The 19,779-nt window shown below is 73.0% G+C and carries 18 protein-coding genes; 15 read left to right on the top strand and 3 right to left on the bottom strand.

The features are described from left to right. Window positions 1-52 precede the first annotated feature (52 nt). Window positions 53-664 (bottom strand): HAD family hydrolase, encoded by a 612-nt coding sequence (locus tag ON36_RS12755; RefSeq protein WP_043651902.1) that lies wholly within the window; start codon window positions 662-664, stop codon window positions 53-55. A gap of 381 nt (window positions 665-1,045) precedes the next feature. On the opposite strand from ON36_RS12755, the gene dprE1 reads away from it, so the two are divergent. The 10 genes from dprE1 (at window position 1,046) to ON36_RS12805 (ending at window position 13,785) form a co-directional block, all read left to right on the top strand. Further along, the gene (dprE1, locus tag ON36_RS12760) at window positions 1,046-2,455 is read left to right on the top strand and encodes a decaprenylphosphoryl-beta-D-ribose oxidase (RefSeq protein WP_245558058.1); all 1,410 of its coding nucleotides are present in this window, start codon (window positions 1,046-1,048) and stop codon (window positions 2,453-2,455) included. Window positions 2,456-2,523: 68 nt separating this feature from the next. Continuing rightward, the gene (locus ON36_RS12765) at window positions 2,524-4,017 is read left to right on the top strand and encodes a flavin-containing monooxygenase (RefSeq protein ID WP_043651843.1); all 1,494 of its coding nucleotides are present in this window, start codon (window positions 2,524-2,526) and stop codon (window positions 4,015-4,017) included. A 160-nt stretch (window positions 4,018-4,177) separates the two neighbouring features. After that, window positions 4,178-5,449: a GlnX family signal transduction membrane protein gene (locus ON36_RS34195; protein ID WP_245558059.1), complete on the top strand. Its 1,272-nt coding sequence runs from the start codon at window positions 4,178-4,180 to the stop codon at window positions 5,447-5,449. After that, on the top strand, window positions 5,446-6,417 hold the full coding sequence (locus tag ON36_RS12775; RefSeq protein WP_043651845.1) for a glutamate ABC transporter substrate-binding protein: 972 nt from the start codon (window positions 5,446-5,448) through the stop codon (window positions 6,415-6,417). Before ON36_RS34195 ends, ON36_RS12775 begins: the two co-directional genes overlap by 4 nt. Before the next feature lie 52 nt (window positions 6,418-6,469). Continuing rightward, on the top strand, window positions 6,470-7,645 hold the full coding sequence (locus ON36_RS12780) for a hypothetical protein (protein ID WP_043651847.1): 1,176 nt from the start codon (window positions 6,470-6,472) through the stop codon (window positions 7,643-7,645). Further along, on the top strand, window positions 7,642-9,945 hold the full coding sequence (locus tag ON36_RS12785) for a serine/threonine-protein kinase (RefSeq protein WP_083885096.1): 2,304 nt from the start codon (window positions 7,642-7,644) through the stop codon (window positions 9,943-9,945). The genes ON36_RS12780 and ON36_RS12785 overlap by 4 nt, the downstream gene beginning before the upstream one ends. Next, entirely contained in the window at window positions 9,942-10,946 is a 1,005-nt protein-coding gene (locus ON36_RS12790) for a PP2C family protein-serine/threonine phosphatase (protein WP_043651850.1), read from the top strand. Before ON36_RS12785 ends, ON36_RS12790 begins: the two co-directional genes overlap by 4 nt. After that, the gene (locus tag ON36_RS12795; protein ID WP_043651853.1) at window positions 10,943-12,232 is read left to right on the top strand and encodes a vWA domain-containing protein; all 1,290 of its coding nucleotides are present in this window, start codon (window positions 10,943-10,945) and stop codon (window positions 12,230-12,232) included. The genes ON36_RS12790 and ON36_RS12795 overlap by 4 nt, the downstream gene beginning before the upstream one ends. 2 nt (window positions 12,233-12,234) lie before the next feature. After that, a complete protein-coding gene (locus ON36_RS12800; protein ID WP_043651856.1) occupies window positions 12,235-12,897 on the top strand; it encodes an FHA domain-containing protein in 663 nt (220 codons plus the stop codon). 33 nt (window positions 12,898-12,930) lie between these two features. Beyond that, window positions 12,931-13,785 (top strand): SDR family oxidoreductase, encoded by an 855-nt coding sequence (locus ON36_RS12805; protein ID WP_043651858.1) that lies wholly within the window; start codon window positions 12,931-12,933, stop codon window positions 13,783-13,785. A gap of 34 nt (window positions 13,786-13,819) precedes the next feature. Here the strand turns inward: ON36_RS12805 and ON36_RS12810 are convergent, their stop codons facing one another. Beyond that, window positions 13,820-14,761, bottom strand: coding sequence for a serine/threonine dehydratase (locus ON36_RS12810; RefSeq protein ID WP_043651860.1), 942 nt, complete (start codon window positions 14,759-14,761; stop codon window positions 13,820-13,822). Window positions 14,762-14,930: 169 nt separating this feature from the next. Between ON36_RS12810 and ON36_RS12815 the strand changes: the two genes are divergently transcribed. The 5 genes from ON36_RS12815 to thpD all read left to right on the top strand — a co-directional run bounded on the left by ON36_RS12815 (window position 14,931) and on the right by thpD (window position 18,805). Beyond that, entirely contained in the window at window positions 14,931-15,641 is a 711-nt protein-coding gene (locus tag ON36_RS12815) for a response regulator transcription factor (protein ID WP_043651861.1), read from the top strand. A 96-nt stretch (window positions 15,642-15,737) separates the two neighbouring features. Continuing rightward, the gene (gene ectA, locus ON36_RS12820) at window positions 15,738-16,286 is read left to right on the top strand and encodes a diaminobutyrate acetyltransferase (RefSeq protein WP_043651864.1); all 549 of its coding nucleotides are present in this window, start codon (window positions 15,738-15,740) and stop codon (window positions 16,284-16,286) included. After that, on the top strand, window positions 16,283-17,542 hold the full coding sequence (ectB, locus tag ON36_RS12825; protein ID WP_043651866.1) for a diaminobutyrate--2-oxoglutarate transaminase: 1,260 nt from the start codon (window positions 16,283-16,285) through the stop codon (window positions 17,540-17,542). The genes ectA and ectB overlap by 4 nt, the downstream gene beginning before the upstream one ends. Next, complete coding sequence (locus ON36_RS12830; protein WP_043651869.1) at window positions 17,539-17,943, top strand: ectoine synthase; 405 nt, start codon at window positions 17,539-17,541, stop codon at window positions 17,941-17,943. The genes ectB and ON36_RS12830 overlap by 4 nt, the downstream gene beginning before the upstream one ends. Next, entirely contained in the window at window positions 17,936-18,805 is an 870-nt protein-coding gene (gene thpD / locus ON36_RS12835; RefSeq protein WP_043651872.1) for an ectoine hydroxylase, read from the top strand. Before ON36_RS12830 ends, thpD begins: the two co-directional genes overlap by 8 nt. A gap of 1 nt (window position 18,806) precedes the next feature. Here thpD and ON36_RS12840 read toward each other — a convergent pair whose 3' ends face one another. Then, entirely contained in the window at window positions 18,807-19,676 is an 870-nt protein-coding gene (locus ON36_RS12840; protein ID WP_043651874.1) for a tetratricopeptide repeat protein, read from the bottom strand. Between the last annotated feature and the right edge of the window lie 103 nt (window positions 19,677-19,779).

Here is a 19,779-nt window from a genome sequence, read left to right on the forward strand (position 1 = left end):
GTGAACCGGCCCTGGCGGCGGGAGGCACGACGGGTGCGGCCGCGCCGGACGGTCAGGACCGCGGATCGAATCCGTCCAGCCAGTCCGGGAATTCGGTCAGGTCGGCCAGGATGACCTCCGCGCCCGCTTCTTTGAGTTCGGTCTCGTCGCACGGGCCCGTGGGGACGCCGACCGCCACCGCGGCGGCGGCCACGGCCGCGCGCATGTCCCCGGCGTGGTCGCCGACGTAGATTCCGGCCCGTTCGGCGAGGAGCACCTCGGCCTTCGCGGTGGACCACAGGTCTCCGGCGAGGCGGTCGACCCGCCAGCCCAGATGGTCCAGATGCAGGCGGGCCAGCGGCTCGTGCTTGCCGGTGACCACCACGACCCGGCCGCCGCGCGCTCCCACGGCCCCGATGGCCTCGGCCGCGCCCGGCATGGCCGGGACCAGCGGGACGATCTCGGGATAGAGGGCGCGATAGCGGGGGACGAGCGCGGGGATCAGCTCGGGCGGCGCGCCGTTGTCGGCGAGCAGGGTGGCCAGCGGTGGGCCGAGATGCGCGGCGAAGCGCTCGCCGTCGAGCGGGATGCCGAACTCGCGACCCAATCGATCGACCGCGACGGCGACCCCGCGGCGGGAGTCGACGAGGGTCATATCGAGATCGAAGCCGACGGTCACAGACACCACCCGAGCCTAGTCGAGGGGCGGTCGCGGGGGCGCCGCCGGGCGGTTTCCGGACGCTCGACCTGCTGATTCACGTGGAACCCCCGCTGCACCGAGTGCAGACCACCCGGTCTGCCGGAGTCGGCCGACGAGGCACGCTGTGCGCGAATGCCCGTCGCGCCGATCGGCCGCAGGACACGGAAGCGACCGGGTCGGAGCCGGGTTACCGGCGGGTCGTGGATCAGCCCGTGCCGCACGCGGTTTCGCGGCGGCAGCACGTGCAGCATTGCACCCGGTGAATCGTCCTGCCGATCAGCGGGTTCCGCCCCGGTCCACGGAGGCGACACCGGAGCTGAACTGCGATCGTGGCGGCCGCCCCGGCGGTTGGCTACGTTCGGCTCGGTGACTTCCCCCTCGACCCGCATCGAGCAGCGCCGCCTCACCGGCTGGGGCCGGACCGCGCCCACCGTGGCGCGGGTGCTGTCCACCCCCGACCTGGACGCCGTCGCCGCGGCGGTCCGCGGCGCCGGTCCGCGCGGCGTCATCGCCCGCGGCCTCGGCCGCAGCTACGGCGACCCGGCGCAGAACGGCGGCGGCCTGGTCGTCGACATGACCGCCCTCGACCGGATCCACCGGATCGACCCGGAGAACGCGACGGTCGACCTCGACGCCGGGGTCAGCCTCGACACCCTCATGCGCGCCGCCCTCCCGCACGGGCTGTGGGTGCCCGTCCTTCCGGGCACCCGCCAGGTCACCGTCGGCGGGGCGATCGCCGCCGACATCCACGGCAAGAACCACCACTCGGCGGGCAGCTTCGGCAACCACCTCGAATCCCTCGACCTGCTCACCGCCGACGGCGAGATCCGCACGCTGGGCCCCGACGGCCCCGGCGCCGACCTGTTCTGGGCCACGGTCGGCGGCATGGGCCTGACCGGCATCGTGGTGCGGGCCCGCCTGCGCCTGAAGCGCACCGAGACCGCGTACTTCCTGGTCGACAGCGACCGCACGGCGAATCTCGACGAGACCATGGCGCTGCTCACCGACGGTTCCGACGAGGGCTACGAGTACTCGGTCGCGGTGCCCGACACCATCGGTATCGGCCCCGGCCTCGGCCGCGCGGGCTTCAGCCGCGGCAACCTGGCCCGGATCGAGGACCTGCCGCCCGCGCTGCGCCGCGACCCGCTGCACTTCGCCGCGCCGCGGCTGTTCACCGTGCCCGACATGTTCCCCGACGGCATGGTCAACGGAGTCACCGCCCGGCTGGGCGCCGAGGTCACCCACCGCACCTTCGCCGCGCGCGGGCGCGGCCTGATCCAGAACATCACCCAGTTCCTGCACCCGCTGGACCTGCTCGGGGAGTGGAACCGCGGCTACGGCAGGCGGGGGTTCCTGCAGTACCAGTTCTCGATGCCCCACGGCGCCGAGCGGGAGCTGGCCGCGGCCGTGCGGGCGATCGCCCACTCCGGGCACCGCTCGTTCCTCAATGTCTTCAAGCGCATGGGCGCGGGCAGCCGGGCGCCGCTGTCCTGGCCGCATCCGGGCTACATGCTCAGCCTCGACTTCCCGATGAAGGCCGGGCTCGACCGGTTCTGCGCGGACATGGACCGCCGTGTCCTGGACGCGGGCGGGCGGCTGTACTTCGCCAAGGAGTCGCGCGCGACACCCGAGACGGTGCGCGCGATGTATCCCCGGCTGGACGAGTGGCGCGCGGTGCGCGACGCGGCCGATCCCGAGCGCGTGTTCGTCTCCGATCTGGCCCGGAGGTTGCGATTGGTGACCGACGAGGAGGCGAAACTAGACGTAACTGCGTGAAACACGTAACCTCGGGGTAGCACGGGCGAAGGCGCCCGGATGTGGACCAGACGAAACGAGTAACCTCAATGACGCGGCATGTCGACGTACTGATCATCGGCGCCGGCCTCTCCGGAATCGGCACGGCCTGCCACCTCACCCGCGAGCAGACCGGTCGCAGCTACGCGATCCTCGAGCGCCGGGAGAACATCGGCGGTACCTGGGACCTGTTCAAGTACCCCGGTATCCGGTCCGACTCGGACATGCTCACCTTCGGCTTCGGCTTCCGGCCCTGGATCGGCACCAAGATCCTCGCCGACGGCGCGAGCATCCGGCAGTACGTCGAGGACACCGCGAAGGAATACGGCGTCACCGAGCACATCAACTTCGGCCGCAAGTTCGTCCACGCCGACTTCGACCGCGCCACCGCCACCTGGACGGTGCAGGCCCTGATCGAGGCCACCGGCGAGACCGAGACCTGGACCGCGAAGTTCCTGGTCGGCGCCTCGGGCTACTACAACTACGACGAGGGCTATCAGCCCGAGTTCCCCGGCGCCGCCGACTTCGCGGGACAGATCGTGCACCCGCAGCACTGGCCCGAGGACCTGGACTACCGGGGCAAGAAGGTCGTGGTCATCGGTTCCGGCGCCACCGCCATCACCCTCATCCCGTCGATGGCCGACGACGTCGCCCACATCACGATGCTGCAGCGCTCGCCCACCTACATCCAGGCGCTGCCGTCCGAGGACCCGTTCGCCGGCGGCTTCAAGCTGGCCCGGGTGCCCCAGGCCGTGGCCTACAAGATCGGCCGCGCGCGCAACATCGCCCTGCAGCGCGCCAGCTTCCAGCTCTCGCGCACCAACCCGGAGCTGGCCAAGAAGGTCATCCTGACCCAGATCAAGCTGCAGCTGGGCAACAAGGTCGACATGAAGCACTTCACGCCGTCCTACAACCCGTGGGACCAGCGCCTGTGCGTGGTGCCCAACGGCGACCTGTTCAAGGTGCTGAAGTCGGGCAAGGCCGACATCGTGACCGACCGCATCGCGAAGTTCACCGAGAAGGGCATCCTGCTGGAGTCCGGCCAGGAGCTCGAGGCCGACATCATCGTCAGCGCGACCGGCCTGAACGTGCAGATCCTCGGCGGCGCGTCCATGTCGATCGACGGCGAGCCGGTGAAGTTCAACGAGACCGTCGCCTACAAGAGCGTCCTGTACTCCGACATCCCGAACTTCCTGATGATCCTGGGCTACACCAACGCCTCCTGGACCCTGAAGGCCGACCTCGCCGCGGCCTACCTGTGCCGGGTGCTCAACCTGATGCGCGACCGCGGCTACGACAAGTTCGAGGTGCACGCCGAGCCCGAGGACATCGCGCCGGAGTCGCTGATGGGCGGGGCGCTGACCTCCGGCTACATCCAGCGCGGCGACGGCGTCATGCCGCGTCAGGGTGCCCGTGGCGCCTGGAAGCTGATCAACAACTACTACCGCGACCGCGCGCTGATGCACAAGGCGCCCATCGAGGACGGTGTGCTGCAGTTCAGCAAGGTCCGCGCGAACGCGGGCAAGGCCGCCGCCGGCGCCTGACCGACCGCGTCTCCCGGCCCCCACGCATGCCGTGCGTGGGGGCCGTTTCGTGTCCGGAGCCGGACTGCGCTGGCGCCCAGGCGATCACACGGCCGGATTGCTTCGCCTCCCGTACTATCGCGATCGAGGGACACCGCCCGGGGAGATGAAGGAGGACGGTGTGAGATCGCGCCTTCCGGCGGCCGTGCGCGCGGCGGGGGTGTGGCTGCGGCGTTTCGCGCGGACCACGCCGGGCCTGATCGGCGCGCTCATCGTGGTGCTGACGGTGCTGTGCGTCGCGGCCGGGCTCACCGCGGGTCGCCAGTTCGACGCCAAGATCGAACGCGGCGACCGCGCGCTCGCCCAGACCGAGCCGCTGGCCTTCGCGGCGCAGCGCCTGTTCGTCGCGCTGTCGACGGCCGACGCGAGCGCGGCCGCGGCCTTCCTGTCCGGCGGCATCGAATCCACCGAGGTCCGCGGCCGGTACGAGCAGGCGCTGGCCGAGGCCGCGGTGTCGCTGGCCGACGCGACCGCGGGCGCCGGGGACGAACAGACCAGGGCGGTCGTGGCGCGCATCGCCGCCGACCTGCCCACCTACACGGGCCTGGTGGAGACCGCGCGGGCCAACAACCGGCAGGGTCACCCCGTCGGCTCGGCCTACCTGCGGCAGGCCTCCGAACTCATGCAGACCTCGCTGCTGCCGCGCGCCCAGGAGCTCGAGGACGCCCGCACCGACGCCGTGCGAGCCGATCAGGACGCGATCGGCGCCGTCCCGTACACCACGGTGGTCCTGCTGGTCCTCGTGCTCGCGGTCTGCGCGGGCGGCTCGGTCCTGCTGACGCGGCGCACCAACCGGCGCGTGAATGTCGGTGTCGCCGTGGCCGGTTGCGCCACCGTGCTGGCCCTGCTGTGGGGCCTCGGCGCCACGCTGGCCGCCGGGCAGCTGCTCGACCGCGGCGCCGGGGGCGCCGGCGCGCGCGCCGACGACCTCGCCCAGGCGCGGATCCTGGCCCAGCGGGCCCGCACCGACGAAATGCTCGGCCTGATCACCCGCGGCGACATCACCGGTTCCGAGGACGCCTACCGCACCCACACCGGCGACCTGCGCGGGCGGCTCACCGCGGCCGGGATCGGCCACTCGGAGGCCGAACGCGCCCTGGTGAGCTGGGAATCCGGGCACCGCACCCAACTGGCGGCCTACGAGTCGGCCGACTACACCCGGGCGGTGGCCCAGGCGATCGGCGGCGGCCCCGACGGCTCCGAGCGCAGCTTCGACCGCCTCGACACCGCGCTGCGCACCGAACTCGCCCAGGCCCGCACCGATCTGCGCGACGGGGTGTACGCGGCGCGGACGGTCCTGATCCCGAGTCCCTACGCACTGCCGTTGCTGCTGCTCGGCGCCGCCGCGGTGGCCGTCGGCGGGCTGTGGCCGCGCCTGAAGGAGTTCCTGTGAGATCACGCGTGTGGCTGCCCGCGCTGGCGCTGGTCGCCGCGGTGACCGCCGGGTGCGGGTCGGCGCCGCCGCCCGCCGTGCCGACCGCGCGGGCGACGGCGCCGAAACTGCCGGGCGCCGAGATCGTCACCCCCGCCGCCGCTCCGCCGGTGGCGACCGACACCTGCGACGCCGAGGCGACCCTGCGCCCGGGCGCCCGCTACGCGCCCGGGGCCATGCCCGCGGGCTCGCCGATGGCCGCCATCGTCGCCAACGGCAAGCTGCGCGTCGGCGTCGACCAGAACACCAACCTGTTCGGCTTCCGCGACCCGGCCACCGGCGAACTGCGCGGGTTCGACATCGACCTCGCCCGCGAGATCGCCCAGGACCTGTTCGGCGACCGCAACCGGGTGGAGTTCCGCTCCGTCACCGCGGCCGACCGGATCAAAGCGCTCACCGAGCACAAGGTCGACATGATCGTGCGCACCTTCACCGTCACCTGCGAGCGCCGCCGCGACGTCGACTTCTCCGCCGTGTACTACCGCGCCGTCGGCCGGGTCGCGGTCCTGGCCTCGTCCGGGATCACCGGCACGGCCGGGCTGTCGGGGAAGCGGCTGTGCGTGGCGCGCGGGACCACGGCCTACAACGAGCTGTCGCGGATGCCCTGGGCGGCGACCGCCCTGGTCGTCGCGACCAACACCGACTGCCTGGTGGCGTTGCAGCAGGGCCAGGTCGATTCGATCGCCACCGACGAGGCCATCCTCTACGGCCTGGCCGAGGAGGAACCGAACCTGCGGATCGTCGGCGACCCGATCAGCTCGGGACGCTACGCGATCGGGCTCCCGCTGGGGCAGCCCGACCTGGTGCGGTTCGTCAACGGCGTGCTCGAGCGGGTCCGGTCCGACGGCACCTGGCAGCGGCTCTACCAGAATCACCTGGCGGTCCTCGGCCCCGCGCCCGCGCCGCCGGAGCCGAAGTACACGCCATGAGCACGCCCCGTCCCCCCGTCACCCGACGCCGCCCCGGTTCCGGCGGACCCCGGTGACCGCGATCCCGCCGCTGCCCGATCTCGACCGCGAGATCGCCGCGCGCACCGCGCAACTGGCCGCGGTCACCGACACGCTGGTCGAGCTCGACCGGCATCCCGGGCTGGCCCAGGTGCGCCGCTACCCGCCGACGGGGGAGACCGCGCGCCGCTGGGCGTCGGTCCAGGAGGCACTGTCGGCGCTGTGGACCGACCTCGGGCACCTGCGCGACATCCTCGACATCGTCCGGGCCACCCGGGGTTCGGGGAACCGGCTGGACGAGGCAGGCCGGGTGACCCTCGCGCGGCTGCTGTGGGGGCGGACCCACGAGATCGAGCGCACGCCCATCCCGCTGGCCGAACGGCGCCTCACCGGGCCGCGCGAACGGATCGTGGCGGTCGGGGTCGCCGACACCCTCGACCGGATGCGCGCCGCCTTCCCGGTGGTCGCCGGCTTCGCCGACGCCGTCGAGTCCGTGAACGGCCGCGTGATCGACGGCGCCGCGCCGCTGCAACGACGCGTCGAGGCGTCCGGGGGCGCGCTCGCCGCCGTCGCGGGCCCGCTGGCCGAGTTGCTGCGCCGCTCCGGCACCGACCCGCTCGGTTTCGCCCCGGGCGAGGTCGAGCGCGCGCTGGCCGACCTCGCCGCGCTCTCCGACGCCGAAACCGCCCGCCACGCCGACCATCTCGCGATCGTCGCCGACTGGCCCGCCGCCCTCGCGGCACTCGGGTCCGCGGTCTCCCGCCTCGCCGAGAGCGAGGCGCGCGCGGCGGGGCTCGTCGCCGAGGCGGCCGCGAAGATCCTGTGCGGGGCCTTTCCCGATCCGGGCGAGCCCGCAGCGGCCCTGCGCGCGGTGGCGGCGGGCCTGCGGGCGCCGACGCGCGCCGACCCGGCCCCGGCGGACGCGCTGCTCGCGCTGCGCGCCCGGGTCGCCGCCGCGCAGGCCCGCGCCGAGGAGCGAGGGGATCTCGCGCAGGGACTGCTCGACCGCAGGGCCGAGCTGCGCGGCCGGTTGCAGGCGTACCGGGCCAAGGCGGCCCGGCTGGGTGTGAGTGAGGAGCGGGACGTGCTGGCTGCGGACCGGATCGCGGCGGGCCTGCTGACCCGCCGCCCCTGCGACCTCGGCGCGGTCACCCGCGCGGTCGCCGACTATCGTCAGATCGTAGGGGAGCGGAAGGGGGCGGCCTCGTGATCTGTGGCGAGCCGGGATGCGGTGGCGCGATCGAGGACGGCTACTGCGCGGTCTGCGGGACGGCGCCGGTCGCGACGGCGGCTTTCGGGCCGGGCACGGGCGCGGTGGGGGTCGCGAAGCCCGCGCTGTGCGCCGAACCCGGCTGCGGCGGAACGATCTCCGACGGTTACTGCGAGACCTGCGGAACCGCGCCGACCGCGGCCGCGCACTCGCCGTCCGCGGTCACCCGGACCGCGAGCGGCCGTTCGTCGCGGCGGTCCTCGCGCACCGGTTCCGCGCGCTCGGCGGCCCGCGGGCGGCTCGGCGCCGGGCTGGTCGAGGTCCCGCCGGTGCCGCGCATCGATCCCGCCTCGGCGGTGCTCACCGATCCCGTCGTGCCGGAGAAGGACCGCGTCTGCGGCTCCTGCGACAAGCCCGTCGGCCGGGGACGCGACGGGGTACCGGGCCGGACCGAGGGCTTCTGCCCGCACTGCGGCACCCGGTACTCGTTCGCGCCGAAACTGCGCCGGGGCGACCTGGTCGGCGGGCAGTACGAGGTCGCGGGCTGCCTGGCGCACGGCGGCCTCGGCTGGATCTACCTGGCCACCGACCATCGCGTCAACGGACGCTGGGTGGTGCTCAAGGGACTGATCGACACCGGCGACGCCGACGCGCTGGCCGCCGCGCTGGCCGAGAAACGGTTCCTCGCCGAGGTCGACCACCCCAACATCGTCAAGATCCTCAACTTCGCCGAGCACGACGGCGACGGCTACATCGTGATGGAGTATGTCGGCGGCACCTCGCTCAAGCAGATCCTGACCACCCGCCGCCGCGAGCACGACGCCCACCTGCCGCCGGCGCAGGCCATCGCCTACGTGCTCGAGATGCTGCCCGCGCTGGGCTACCTGCACGGGCGCGGCTGGGCCTATTGCGATTTCAAGCCCGACAACGTCATGCAGACCGAGGAACGCCTCGAGCTGATCGACCTCGGCGCGGTCATGGCGATGGACGACACCGACAGTGTCATCTACGGCACCCTGGGCTATCAGGCGCCCGAGATCGCCGACACCGGGCCGACCGTGGCGACCGAGATCTACACCGTCGGCCGCACCCTGGCCGTGCTGATGATGCGGCTGCCCACGGTCGACGGCCGGCTCGGGCCCCTGCCCGACCCCGGCGCCGAACCCGTCCTCGCCCGCCACGATTCGCTGTATCGGCTGCTGCGGCGCGCCACCGATCCCGACCCGCTCGCCCGGTTCGAGTCCGCGGCCGAGATGGCCGACCAGCTCACCGGCGTGCTGCGCGAGGTCCTCGCCACCGAGGACGGGGTGCCGCGGCCCGGCATGTCGGTCTGTTTCGGCCCGGCCCGCGGCGTGTTCGGCGCGGGTGCCGAACCGCCGGTCCCTGCCGCGATCGTGGCGGGACTGCCCGTCCCGCTCGTCGATCCCGGTGACACCGGCGCGGCCCTGCTGGCCACCACCGACGCCGCGACACCGGCCGAGCTGGAGGCCGCGCTGACGGCCGGTCTGGCCGCGGTGGTCACCGGGCGCGCCGAGTCACTCGAGATCCCGCTGCGGCTGGTGCGCGCCGAGCTGGAGGCGGGTGACCCCGCCGCCGCGCGCGCCCGGCTCGGCGCGCTGCCCGCGGAGCTCGACGGCGACTGGCGCGTCGCCTGGTATCGCGGCCAGGCCGCCCTGCTCGACGGCGACGCCGCCGCGGCGGCCGCCGATTTCGACGAGGTCTACGGCATGCTGCCGGGCGAGGCCGCGCCCAAGCTGGCGCTGGCCGCCGCCCTGGAGACCGCGGGCGACACGGCGCGCGCCCGCGCGCTCTACGAACTGGTGTGGCGCACCGATCACTCCGCGGTCGCGGCGGCGTTCGGCGCGGCCCGGTCGCGGCGCGGCGACGGCGACATCGAGGGTGCGGTCACGATCCTCGACCAGGTCGACCGGGCCTCGGCCCTGTACACCGAGGCGCGCGTGATCGCGGTGGAAACCCTGCTGGCACAGCGGGATCCGGCGTCGATCGACGAGGAGATGCTGCGCAGGGCGGGCGCGCGCGTGGCACAGTTGCGGCTGGATTCGCGGCGCCGCGCGGCCCAGGTGCGGTTGTATGTATGGGAAGCGGCGCTTCGGCGGTGGGAAGCCGGGCACCGGCCCGGTGCCGGTGAGCAGTTGATGGATGTGGAATGGAACGAGCAAGGGGTGCGGACCGGGTTGGAACGCTGCTTTCGGACGTTGGCCAGGGAGGCCGACGACATGTGGTCCCGGTTCGCGTTGGTCGACCGGGCGAACGCGGTGCGGCCGAGGACCACACGGTGAGCGCGCCCGGCTGCCCGGACTGCGCGGCCGCCGAGGCGGCCGGCGACCGGTTCTGCGAGGCGTGCGGACGCGAACTGGGGGTGCGCCGGGTGGCGTTGCCCTACGCCGATCCGGCGGTGGCGCCGCAGTGCGGTGTGTGCGGCGGCAAGGAGTACAGCGCCGTCGGCTACTGCACGGGCTGCGGCGCGGCGCGGCCGGTCCCGGACCGGTTCGAGGCCGACCTGGGCGCGGTGTGCGTGCTCACCGACCGCGGCATCTCCCACGCCCGCAACGAGGACGCCGTCGCGGCCGCGGTCCGCGACATCGACGGCACCCGGGTGATCGTGGTCAGCGACGGGGTCTCGACCTCGCAGGATCCCCAGGCCGCCTCCGGCACGGCCGCCCGCAGCGGCGTCGACGCGGCGCTGGCCGCGCTGGCCGCGGGCGCGAACGCGCACGAGAGCGTCATGGCCGGGCTGGTCGCCGCCACCGCCGCGGTGCGCGGCATGTCGCGCAGCGAGCACTACGCGCCCTCGTGCACCTATGTCTCGGCCATCGTGCGCGAAACCGCCGAGGGCACCGAGCTCACGGTCGCCAATGTCGGTGACAGCCGCGGCTATTGGCTGGGCGAGCCCGGCAGCACCGGGTCCCAGCGGCTGACCGTCGACGACTCGTGGGCCCAGGCGCTGGTCGAGGCGGGCGCGCTGGAGGAGTCCGCGGCGATGTCCGACCCGCGCGCGCACACGCTGCTGCGCTGGCTGGGCGCCGACGGCGGCGAACGACCCTGGTCGGACAACTGCGTCCGCAGCGTCACGGTGCGCGGGCCCGGCATGCTGTTGCTGTGCAGCGACGGGTTGTGGAACTACCTGCCCGACGCGCAGGCACTGGCCGGCTTCACCGTCGGCGCGGCGCCCCGCTCGGCCGCGCACGCCCTGGCCGAATACGCGCTGCGCTGCGGCGGCAGCGACAACATCACCGTCGCCCTCGCCCCTGTCCCCGTCGCCGATCCAGGAGTGTCATGAGCGTCACCGAGACCGCCGGGTTGTCGATCGCGGTCGACCAGAACGAATTCCTCGCCGAGGGCGCCCACGTGGTCGACGCCGTCCTCACCGTCGCCACCGGCCCCGAGCTGGCCGCGGCCGCCACGCCCCCGCCGCGCCTGGAGATCCTGATCATCGACTGCTCCGGATCGATGGGCAACAACGGCAAGTTCGCCGCCGCCCGCCGGGCCACCGTGGCCGCCCTCGACGAGGTGCCCGACGGCACCGCCTTCGCCATCGTCGAGGGCACCGAGTCCGCGCGGCTGATCTATCCGACGGGGGCGCACTCCGCCCCGGCCGACAGCGCCCACCGGGCCGCCGCCCGCCGCGCCCTCGACCGCCTGCGGCCCGACGGCGGCACCGCCATCGGCAGCTGGCTGGCGCTGGCCCGGGAGATCGCCGGCGCGCACCCGGGTGCGCAGGCGCACGCCATCCTGCTCACCGACGGCAAGAACGAACACGAGCGTCCCGAACAGCTGGCCGCCGAACTCGACCGGGCCGAAGGCGTTTTCGTGTGCGACTGCCGCGGCGTCGGCGCGGACTGGGTGGCCGCCGAGCTGCGCGCGGTCTCCCAGAAGCTGTCCGGCGGCGCCGACCTGGTCGCCGACCCGGCCGACCTGGCCGAGGACTTCGCGGCCATGATGCGCTCCTCGGTGGCCCGCTCGATTCCCGAACTGACGCTGCGGGTGTGGACCCCGGCCGGGGCGCGGGTGCGGATGGTCAAGCAGGTCGCCCCGGTGCTCGAGGACCTCACCGGCCGCCGGACCGACCAGGGCCCGCAGGTGGGGGAGTACCCGCTGTCGTCGTGGGGCAGCGAGGAACGCGAGTACCACGTGCAGGTCGACCTCGAACCCGCCGCGCCCGGGCGGGAGAAGCTGGCGGCGCGGCTGGCGGTGGTCGCCGCGGGCGAGGTCCTCGGGCAGGGGCTGGTGCGCGCGGTCTGGACCACCGACACCTCGCTGTCCACGCGGATCAGCACCCGCGTCGCCCACTACACCGGACAGGTCGAGCTCGCCGCCGCGGTCCAGGAGGGGCTGGAGGCCCGCCGCAACGGCGACGTGCCGACGGCCACCGCGAAGCTGCGGCGGGCGGTGGAACTCGCGGCCGCGTCCGGCCACGAGGACACCGCCAAACTGCTGCGCAACGTGGTCGAGGTGGACGAGCGCGACGGCACGGTCCGGCTGCGCGGCCACGTCGCCGCCGCCGACGAGCTGGCCCTCGACATCCGCTCGACCAAGACGACGCGGGTGCGGCCGGAAGGATCCTGACGATGCCGGTGTGCCCCGACGGCCACGTCTCGACGGCCCTGGACTACTGCGACGTCTGCGGGGCCGCGCTCGCCACCGCCCCCGCACCGGATCCGGTGCCGCTGCGGCTGTGCCCGAACTGCGCGACGCCCTCGGGCGGGCGGTTCTGCGAGAGCTGCGGCCACGATTCGGCCCTGCCCGCGCCGCGCGGCCCGGCCGTCGGCGCCGCGCAGGCGACGGTGATCACCGAGGCGCCGGTGCCCGCGGGCGCGCCGGTGTGGTTCGCGACCGTCGGCGCGGACCGCGAGTACTACGCGCGCGTCCTCGCCCGCGAGGGCCCCGACGCCGAGCAGGTCGGCTTTCCCGGCTTCTTCCCGCGGCGGCGCATCCGGCTCGCGGGGCCGGAGATCCTCATCGGCAAACGGTCCGTGTCCCAGGGCGTCGAACCCGGGATCGACCTCTCGCTCGCGCCCGCCGACGCCGGGGTCTCCCGCGTGCACGCGATGATCCGGCTCGACGGCACCGAACTGACCGTCACCGACCTCGGTTCCACCAACGGCACCTGCCTCAACGGCGACGACCGCCCGCTGCGCCCGCAGGCGCCCGCGGTGCTGCGCGACGGCGACCGCATCCACGTGGGGGCCTGGACGACCATCGTCGTGTCGCTCGGCCCCGCCGAATCGTAGACAACGCATTTCGCCGTCCGTAGGGTCGCGGACATGACGAAGTTCGACGGCAAGACCTGTCTGATCACCGGCGCGGCGAGCGGCCTCGGCCGGGCCACCGCCTTCGCCGCCGCGGACAAGGGCGCCGCGCTGATCCTCACCGACATCACCGCCGACGCCCTCGAGAGCACCGCCCGGGAGATCCGCGAGCGCGGCGGCGAGGTCGTGCTGGCCGAGGCCGCCGACGTCAGCGACCATACCGCCGTCGTCGGCCTGGCCGCGAGGGTCCACGAACTCGTCGGCCACGTCGACATCGTGATGAACGTGGCGGGCATCGCCACCTGGGGCACCGTCGACAAGCTCACCCACCAGCAGTGGCGGCGGACCGTCGACATCAACCTCATGGGACCCATCCATGTCATCGAGGAGTTCCTGCCGCCCATGATCGCGGCCGGTCGCGGCGGGCACCTGGTCAACGTGTCCTCGGCGGCGGGCCTGTTCGGTCTGCCCTGGCACGCGCCCTACAGCGCGACCAAGTTCGGCCTGCGCGGGGTGTCGGAGGTGCTGCGCTTCGACCTGCGCCGGCACCGGATCGGCGTCAGCCTGGTCTGTCCCGGCGCGATGGCCACCCCCATGGTCGACAGCGTCGACATCGCCGGCGTCGACCGCAACGCCGAGGCCCTGCAGAAGGCCATGAAGCAGTTCCTGCGCCACGCCGTGACCCCCGAACAGGCGGCCGCCGCGGTCGTCAAGGGCGTCGAGCGCAACCGCTACTACGTCTACACCTCCCATGACATCCGCCTCGCGCACTGGGGCCAGCGCTACGTGCCGTTCGGCTACGACCTCGTCATGCGCGCGATGAACAACTTCATGACCTCCTACGCGCACAAGAATTCCCTGGTCCGTTGAGCGCCGCGGCGACCGGACGGCAACCGGTCCGGGCTCAGCCCGTCAGGGTCGCCGGGTCGGTGTTGGCGCCGCACAGGATCACCGCGACCCGCTCGTCCGCCGCGGGCCGGTAGGCCGGCCCGTCCGGTCCGTCGAGCAGGGCCGCGTAGGCGGTGGCGGCGCCGTGTTCGACCGCGATCCGGTGCCGGTCCCACAGCGCGCGTCGCGCGGTGACGATCGCCTCGTCGTCGAGGACGACCGAGGACACCGACGGGTCGGTCGCCAGCTCGTAGGCGGTCTGCGACACGATCGGCGCGCCCAGCGAGTCGGCCGCCACCGAATCGACCGGGACCTCGACCGGCGCCCCGGCGGCCAGCGCCGCGTGCAGGGTCGCGCAGCCCTTCGGCTCCACCGCCACCGTGCGCACCCCGTGGTGTCGCGCGGCGACCGCGGTCCCCGCGAACAGCCCGCCGCCGCCCACCGCGACGAGCACCGTGTCGATCCCGGGAACCGCGGCCAGCAACTCCCTGGTCAACGTCCCGGCGCCCGCCGCGATCAGGGGGTGGTCGTAGGCGTGGGAGGCCAGCGCCCCCGACGCGGCGGCGAACTCGCGGCACGCGGCGGCCGCGGCCGGGTAGTCGCGCCCGAACCGCACCTCGGCGCCGAGCTCACGAAGTCGCGCGATCTTCACGGGCGGGGCTGTTTCGGGCAGGAAAACGGTCGCCGGGACCCCCGCCGAGGCGGCCGCCCAGGCACACGCCAGCCCCGCGTTTCCCCCGGACGCGATGGTCAGACCGGCCGCGGGCAGGGCGCCCGTCTCGGCGTGCGCCCGCACGAAATTCTGCGCGCCGCGCGCCTTGAACGTGCCCGTGAACTGCAGGAACTCCAGCGCGAAGAAGACCGGTCCCGCCGGGTCGGCCCGCGCGGTGCTCAGCGGACGGATCCGTCCGGCGATCCGGTGCGCGGCCTGCTCGACATCGGCGTAGGTGAACGGCACTCCCCGACTATAGGCAGCGACGCCGAGTGTTACGGAAGGTTTACAAACGCGTCATCTGGTAACCCCACTAACGGTTCAAACCAGCTCGAGAGCGGGACGACGCGTCGGGGTCGGAGGCGACAGCGCCGGCCCGGTCAGGCGCGCCCGCGTGTCAGCAAAGGATGGAATCGTGAGCGCGAGCCTGATGATCGTCGACGACGACGCCCGGATGCGTGGTGCGTTGCGCCGTGCGATGGAGGACGAGGGATACGACGTCGCGGAAGCCGGTGTGCCCGACGACGCACTGACCAGGCTGCGCTGTGACGGCGCGCCCGACATGATGATCGTGGATCTGATGCGGGGGGAGACCGACGGGTTCGACTGCATCCGTGAGATCCGCCGCGACCACGACGTGCCGATCATGGTGATCAGCACCCGCGACGACACCCACGACGTGGTCGCCGCCCTGGAGGCCGGTGCCGACGATTTCGTGACGAAACCGTTCGAGATCAAGGAGGTGACCGCGCGCATGCGGGCGCTGCGGCGCCGGGCCCGCCTCGCCGCCGACCGCGACGCCGTCGTGGAAACCGTCCTCGACGCCGACCCGGTCGCGCCGCTGGTACTCGCGGCGGACGCGGGCACCGTGCGCCGCGGCGATCGCGACGTGCACCTGACGGTCACCGAGTTCCGGCTGCTGTGCGAACTCGCCGACGCCGCCGGCCGGGTGCTGAGCCGCGCCACGCTGCTGGAACGCGTGTGGGATCACGGCTTCTACGGTGACGAACGCATCGTCGACGTCCACGTCCGGCGCCTGCGGACCAAGATCGAACGCGACCCCGGCGACCCCCGCCTGGTGGTCACCGTGCGGGGACTCGGCTATCGATTGGACCCCTTGTCGTAGAAACTGTGTTGCGCGTTACGGTTTGGGCGTGATCGTCATCCGACCGCAAAGATCTCGACCGGATGACCGCAATATGGGCAGGTCACCGTTGATTGCATGTCAGCACCGACACTGTCCGTCCAGACCGCCGACGCGCCGGGTCCGGAGCTGCGGCTGCGCCCACCGCGTGTGGGCGACGCCGCCCAGCTCTGGCGCATCGCTCGCGACTCGCGAGCACTAGATCTCAACTCGAGCTACGCCTACCTGCTGTGGTGTCGTGACTACGCCGCCACCTCGCTGGTCGCCGAATACGACGGCGACGTAGTCGGATTCGTCATCGGCTACCTGCGGCCGCAGGCCCCCGACACCCTGTTCGTCTGGCAGATCGCCGTCGACGAGCGGGCGCGGGGCCGCGGTGTGGCCGCCGCGCTGCTACATCGTCTGCTCGACATCACCACCGCCGTGGGTGCTCCGAACCTGGAGACCACCATCACCGGCGACAACACCGCCTCGCAGGCGCTCTTCGGCGCCCTCGCCCGCGACCGGGGCGCGACCCTGCGCACCGTCGCGTTGTTCGCGGCAGGCGACTTCCCCGACACCCACTCGGCCGAAGACCTCTACGTCATCACACCCGCCACCCCGGCGAGCCAGGAGGAACGACGATGAACACCAGCGTTTTCGACACGATGGAATCGAATGTGCGCGGCTACTGCCGTGATTGGCCCACCGTGTTCACCACGGCGAAGGGCGCGTGGCTACGGGACGAGGAGGGGCGCGACTACCTGGACTTCTTCGCCGGCGCGGGCGCGCTGAACTACGGGCACAACAACCCCGTGCTCAAGCAGGCCCTGCTGGACTACATCGGCGGGGACGGCATCACGCACGGCCTCGACATGTCGACCGTCGCCAAGCGTGAGCTGCTCGAGGTGTTCCGCGACACCGTCCTGGCTCCGCGCGGCCTCGACTACAAGGTGCAGTTCCCCGGCCCGACCGGCGCGAACGCCGTCGAGGCGGCGCTGAAGCTCGCGCGCAAGGTCACCGGACGCGAGACCGTGCTCTCGTTCACCAACGGCTTCCACGGCATGACCCTCGGCGCGCTGGCGGTCACCGGCAACGCGGCCAAGCGGGCGGGCGCGGGTGTGCCGCTGGCCCACGCCACCCCGATGCCCTACGACGGCTACTTCGACAACACCACCACCGACTTCCAGTGGATGGAGCGGGTGCTCGACGACTCGTCCTCGGGCTTCGACCGGCCCGCCGCGGTCATCGTCGAGACCGTCCAGGGCGAGGGCGGGGTGAACGTGGCGCGGATGGAATGGCTGCGCCACCTGGCCGATCTGTGCCGGGCGCGCGGCATCCTGCTCATCGTCGACGACGTGCAGATGGGCTGCGGCCGCACCGGCCCGTTCTTCTCCTTCGAGGCGGCCGGCATCACGCCCGACATCGTCACCCTGTCCAAGTCCATCGGCGGCTACGGCCTGCCTATGGCGCTGGTGCTGCTCAAGCCCGAACACGACCAGTGGAAGCCGGGCGAGCACAACGGCACCTTCCGCGGCAACAACCCGGCCTTCGTCACCGCGACCGCCGCGCTGCGCGAGTACTGGTCCGGCGCCGGTCTGGCCGAGACCACCGCCGCCAACGGCGCGCACGTGGCCGCCAGCCTCGGCGCGGTCTGCGACACCTTCGACGGCATCAGCACCCGCGGTCGCGGCATGGTCCACGGCATCGTCTTCGACGATCCGTCCCAGGCGGCCAAGGTCTGCCGCACCTCCTTCGAGCGCGGCCTGCTGGTCGAGACCTCCGGGTCCCTGGACGAGGTGGTGAAGTTGCTGCCGCCGTTGACGATCGGCCGGGACGAACTCGACGCGGGCCTCGAGCTGCTGACCGGTTCCATCGAGACCGTCTGTGGTGGTGCCGCATGATCGTGCGCACCACGGCGGAGATCACCGGCACCGACCGCGACGTCGCGGGTCCGGGCTGGCGCAGCAAGCGCATCGTCCTCGGCGGCGACCTCGTCGGATTCTCGTTCCACGAGACCACCATCGACGAGGGCACGGTGCACGAGTTCCACTACCAGAACCATGTGGAAGCGGTGTGGCTGGTCGAGGGCGAGGGGACCCTGCTCGATCGCGAGACCGGCGTGGAATACCCGCTGGGACCGGGCTCGATGTACCTGCTGAACGGTCACGAGCGGCACCGCCTGTCCGCCCGCACCCGCATGCGCATGCTGTGCGTGTTCAACCCGCCGGTCACCGGCCGCGAAGTACACGACGAGAACGGGGTGTACCCCCTGCTACGAGTGGAGGAGGAAGTGGGTGCCTGACCGCGCCGACCGATACCCGACGCGCCTGCCCGAGCCCGCGCCGCACCGCCGACGGGTCGACCCGGTGGTGTGGGGGCGGATCGAGTCCCCGGCACTGACCGAGTTCGACGCCGCCGGATTCGCGATCCTGCCCGATCTGCTGACCCCCGACGAGGTGGCGGAATTCGGTGCCGAGGTGGGGCATCTGGCCCAGGATCCCGCGCTGTTCGGCGACGACCGGGTCATCGTGGAGCCGCGCGCCAACCAGGTGCGTTCGGTGTTCGAGGTGCACCGGCTCTCGGACCGGATCGCCGAGCTGGCGACCCGGCCCGAGATCGCCGGGCTGGCCCGGCAGATCCTGGGCTCGGAGGTGTACCTGCACCAGAGCCGGGTCAACTACATGCCAGGCTTCGGCGGTACCGGATTCTTCTGGCACTCCGACTTCGAGACCTGGCACGCCGAGGACGGGATGCCCGCGCCGCGGGCGGTGAGCGTGTCCATCGCGCTGACCGACAACTACCCGTTCAACGGCAGCCTGATGGTGATGCCCGGGTCGCACCGCACCTTCGTGCCGTGCCTGGGCGAGACACCGGACGGCCACTACCGGGAATCGTTGCGACGCCAGCAGATCGGCGTGCCGACCGAGGAGGACATCACCGCGCTCGCGCAGCGGCACGGCATCGCCCAGTTCACGGGGCGCGCCGGATCGGCGCTGGTGTTCGACTCGAACCTGATGCACGGTTCGGCGGGCAACATCACGCCGTTCCCGCGCTCGAACATCTTCCTGGTGTTCAACAGCGTGGCCAACCGGCTCGAGGAGCCGTTCGCCGCGCCCGCGCCGCGGCCGGAGTACATCGCGGCGCGGGAGTTCGCCGCGGTCTAGGTCAGGCGGGCCGTGTCCCGCCGCGCAGGTCGGCCAGCGCCGCCGCGGCCCGGGGATCACTGGGCGCGGCGGCGCGCCACCAGTGCTCGGCGGCGCCGTGGTCGCCGGAGCGCAGCAGCAGCGCGCCCAGGTCGTAGGCGGCGCCGGGGTGCCCGGCCTGGGCGGCCTGGGTCCACAGCGACCGGGCCGAATCGTGGTCGCCGCGTTCGTGCATGGCCGTGCCGAGATCGTGCAGGGCGCGGCCGACGCCGCCGGGGCCCGCGGTGAGCGGGACGTCGGCGTCGTCGGGGGGCCGCACGACCGCGGGGGAGGGCGCCGCGGGCGCGGGGGCGACCACCGGGACCGGCAGCCGCGTGGTGTCGGCGTCGGCGCCGCCCCCGAGGTATTCGGTGGCCAGCTCGACGACCAGCTCGTTGAAGTCGGGATCGCCGACGCCGGTGCTGCACCACAGCGTGGAGGGCTGCCCGGGCAGCAGGTCGACCACCACGCCGTAGTTGCCCGTCCACGACTCCTGGGCGCCGGATTCGCCGACCCACACCGGGGTCACCGTGAACATCGCCTCGGGCGCGTCGGCGGTCAGCTCGATCTCGATGCCCGAGGCCAGGGCGTCGTACCAGATGTCGACGCCCGCCAGGCGTTTGCCCCCGAGGCTCAGGTGCCCGTCGAGGACCTGCAGCCCGACCCCCATGCCGGTGAGCTCACCGGGCGCGCTGGCCGACAGGGCCTGGAGCCGAACGACGGTGGTGCCCAACGACATCGCCTCGGTGTACATGGGATAGACGGGGGCGCCGCACCAGTCGATGGGGTCGGCGCTGCCGTAGCGTTGCGCCAGCGGTAGCGGGATGTTGTCGTGTCCGCCCGGTTCGGTCATCGCCTCGCACCGTCCTTCCCCTGCCCCGTTCCTTTCGCGGCTACACCGTACTCGCCGTATCCGGCCCGAACACGCGAATCGCCCGAACACACGCCGAGGCGCG

This window comes from Nocardia thailandica NBRC 100428 (assembly GCF_000308795.1).
GTDB lineage: Bacteria > Actinomycetota > Actinomycetes > Mycobacteriales > Mycobacteriaceae > Nocardia > Nocardia thailandica.

Coding starts and splice junctions, on each gene's coding strand:
- ON36_RS12765 (WP_043651843.1), top strand. CDS start 2,524: ATGACGCGGCATGTCGACGTACTGATCATCGGCGCCGGCCTCTCCGGA.
- ON36_RS12795 (WP_043651853.1), top strand. CDS start 10,943: ATGAGCGTCACCGAGACCGCCGGGTTGTCGATCGCGGTCGACCAGAAC.
- ON36_RS12800 (WP_043651856.1), top strand. CDS start 12,235: ATGCCGGTGTGCCCCGACGGCCACGTCTCGACGGCCCTGGACTACTGC.
- ON36_RS12805 (WP_043651858.1), top strand. CDS start 12,931: ATGACGAAGTTCGACGGCAAGACCTGTCTGATCACCGGCGCGGCGAGC.
- ectA (WP_043651864.1), top strand. CDS start 15,738: ATGTCAGCACCGACACTGTCCGTCCAGACCGCCGACGCGCCGGGTCCG.
- ectB (WP_043651866.1), top strand. CDS start 16,283: ATGAACACCAGCGTTTTCGACACGATGGAATCGAATGTGCGCGGCTAC.
- ON36_RS12830 (WP_043651869.1), top strand. CDS start 17,539: ATGATCGTGCGCACCACGGCGGAGATCACCGGCACCGACCGCGACGTC.
- ON36_RS12840 (WP_043651874.1), bottom strand. CDS start 19,676: ATGACCGAACCGGGCGGACACGACAACATCCCGCTACCGCTGGCGCAA.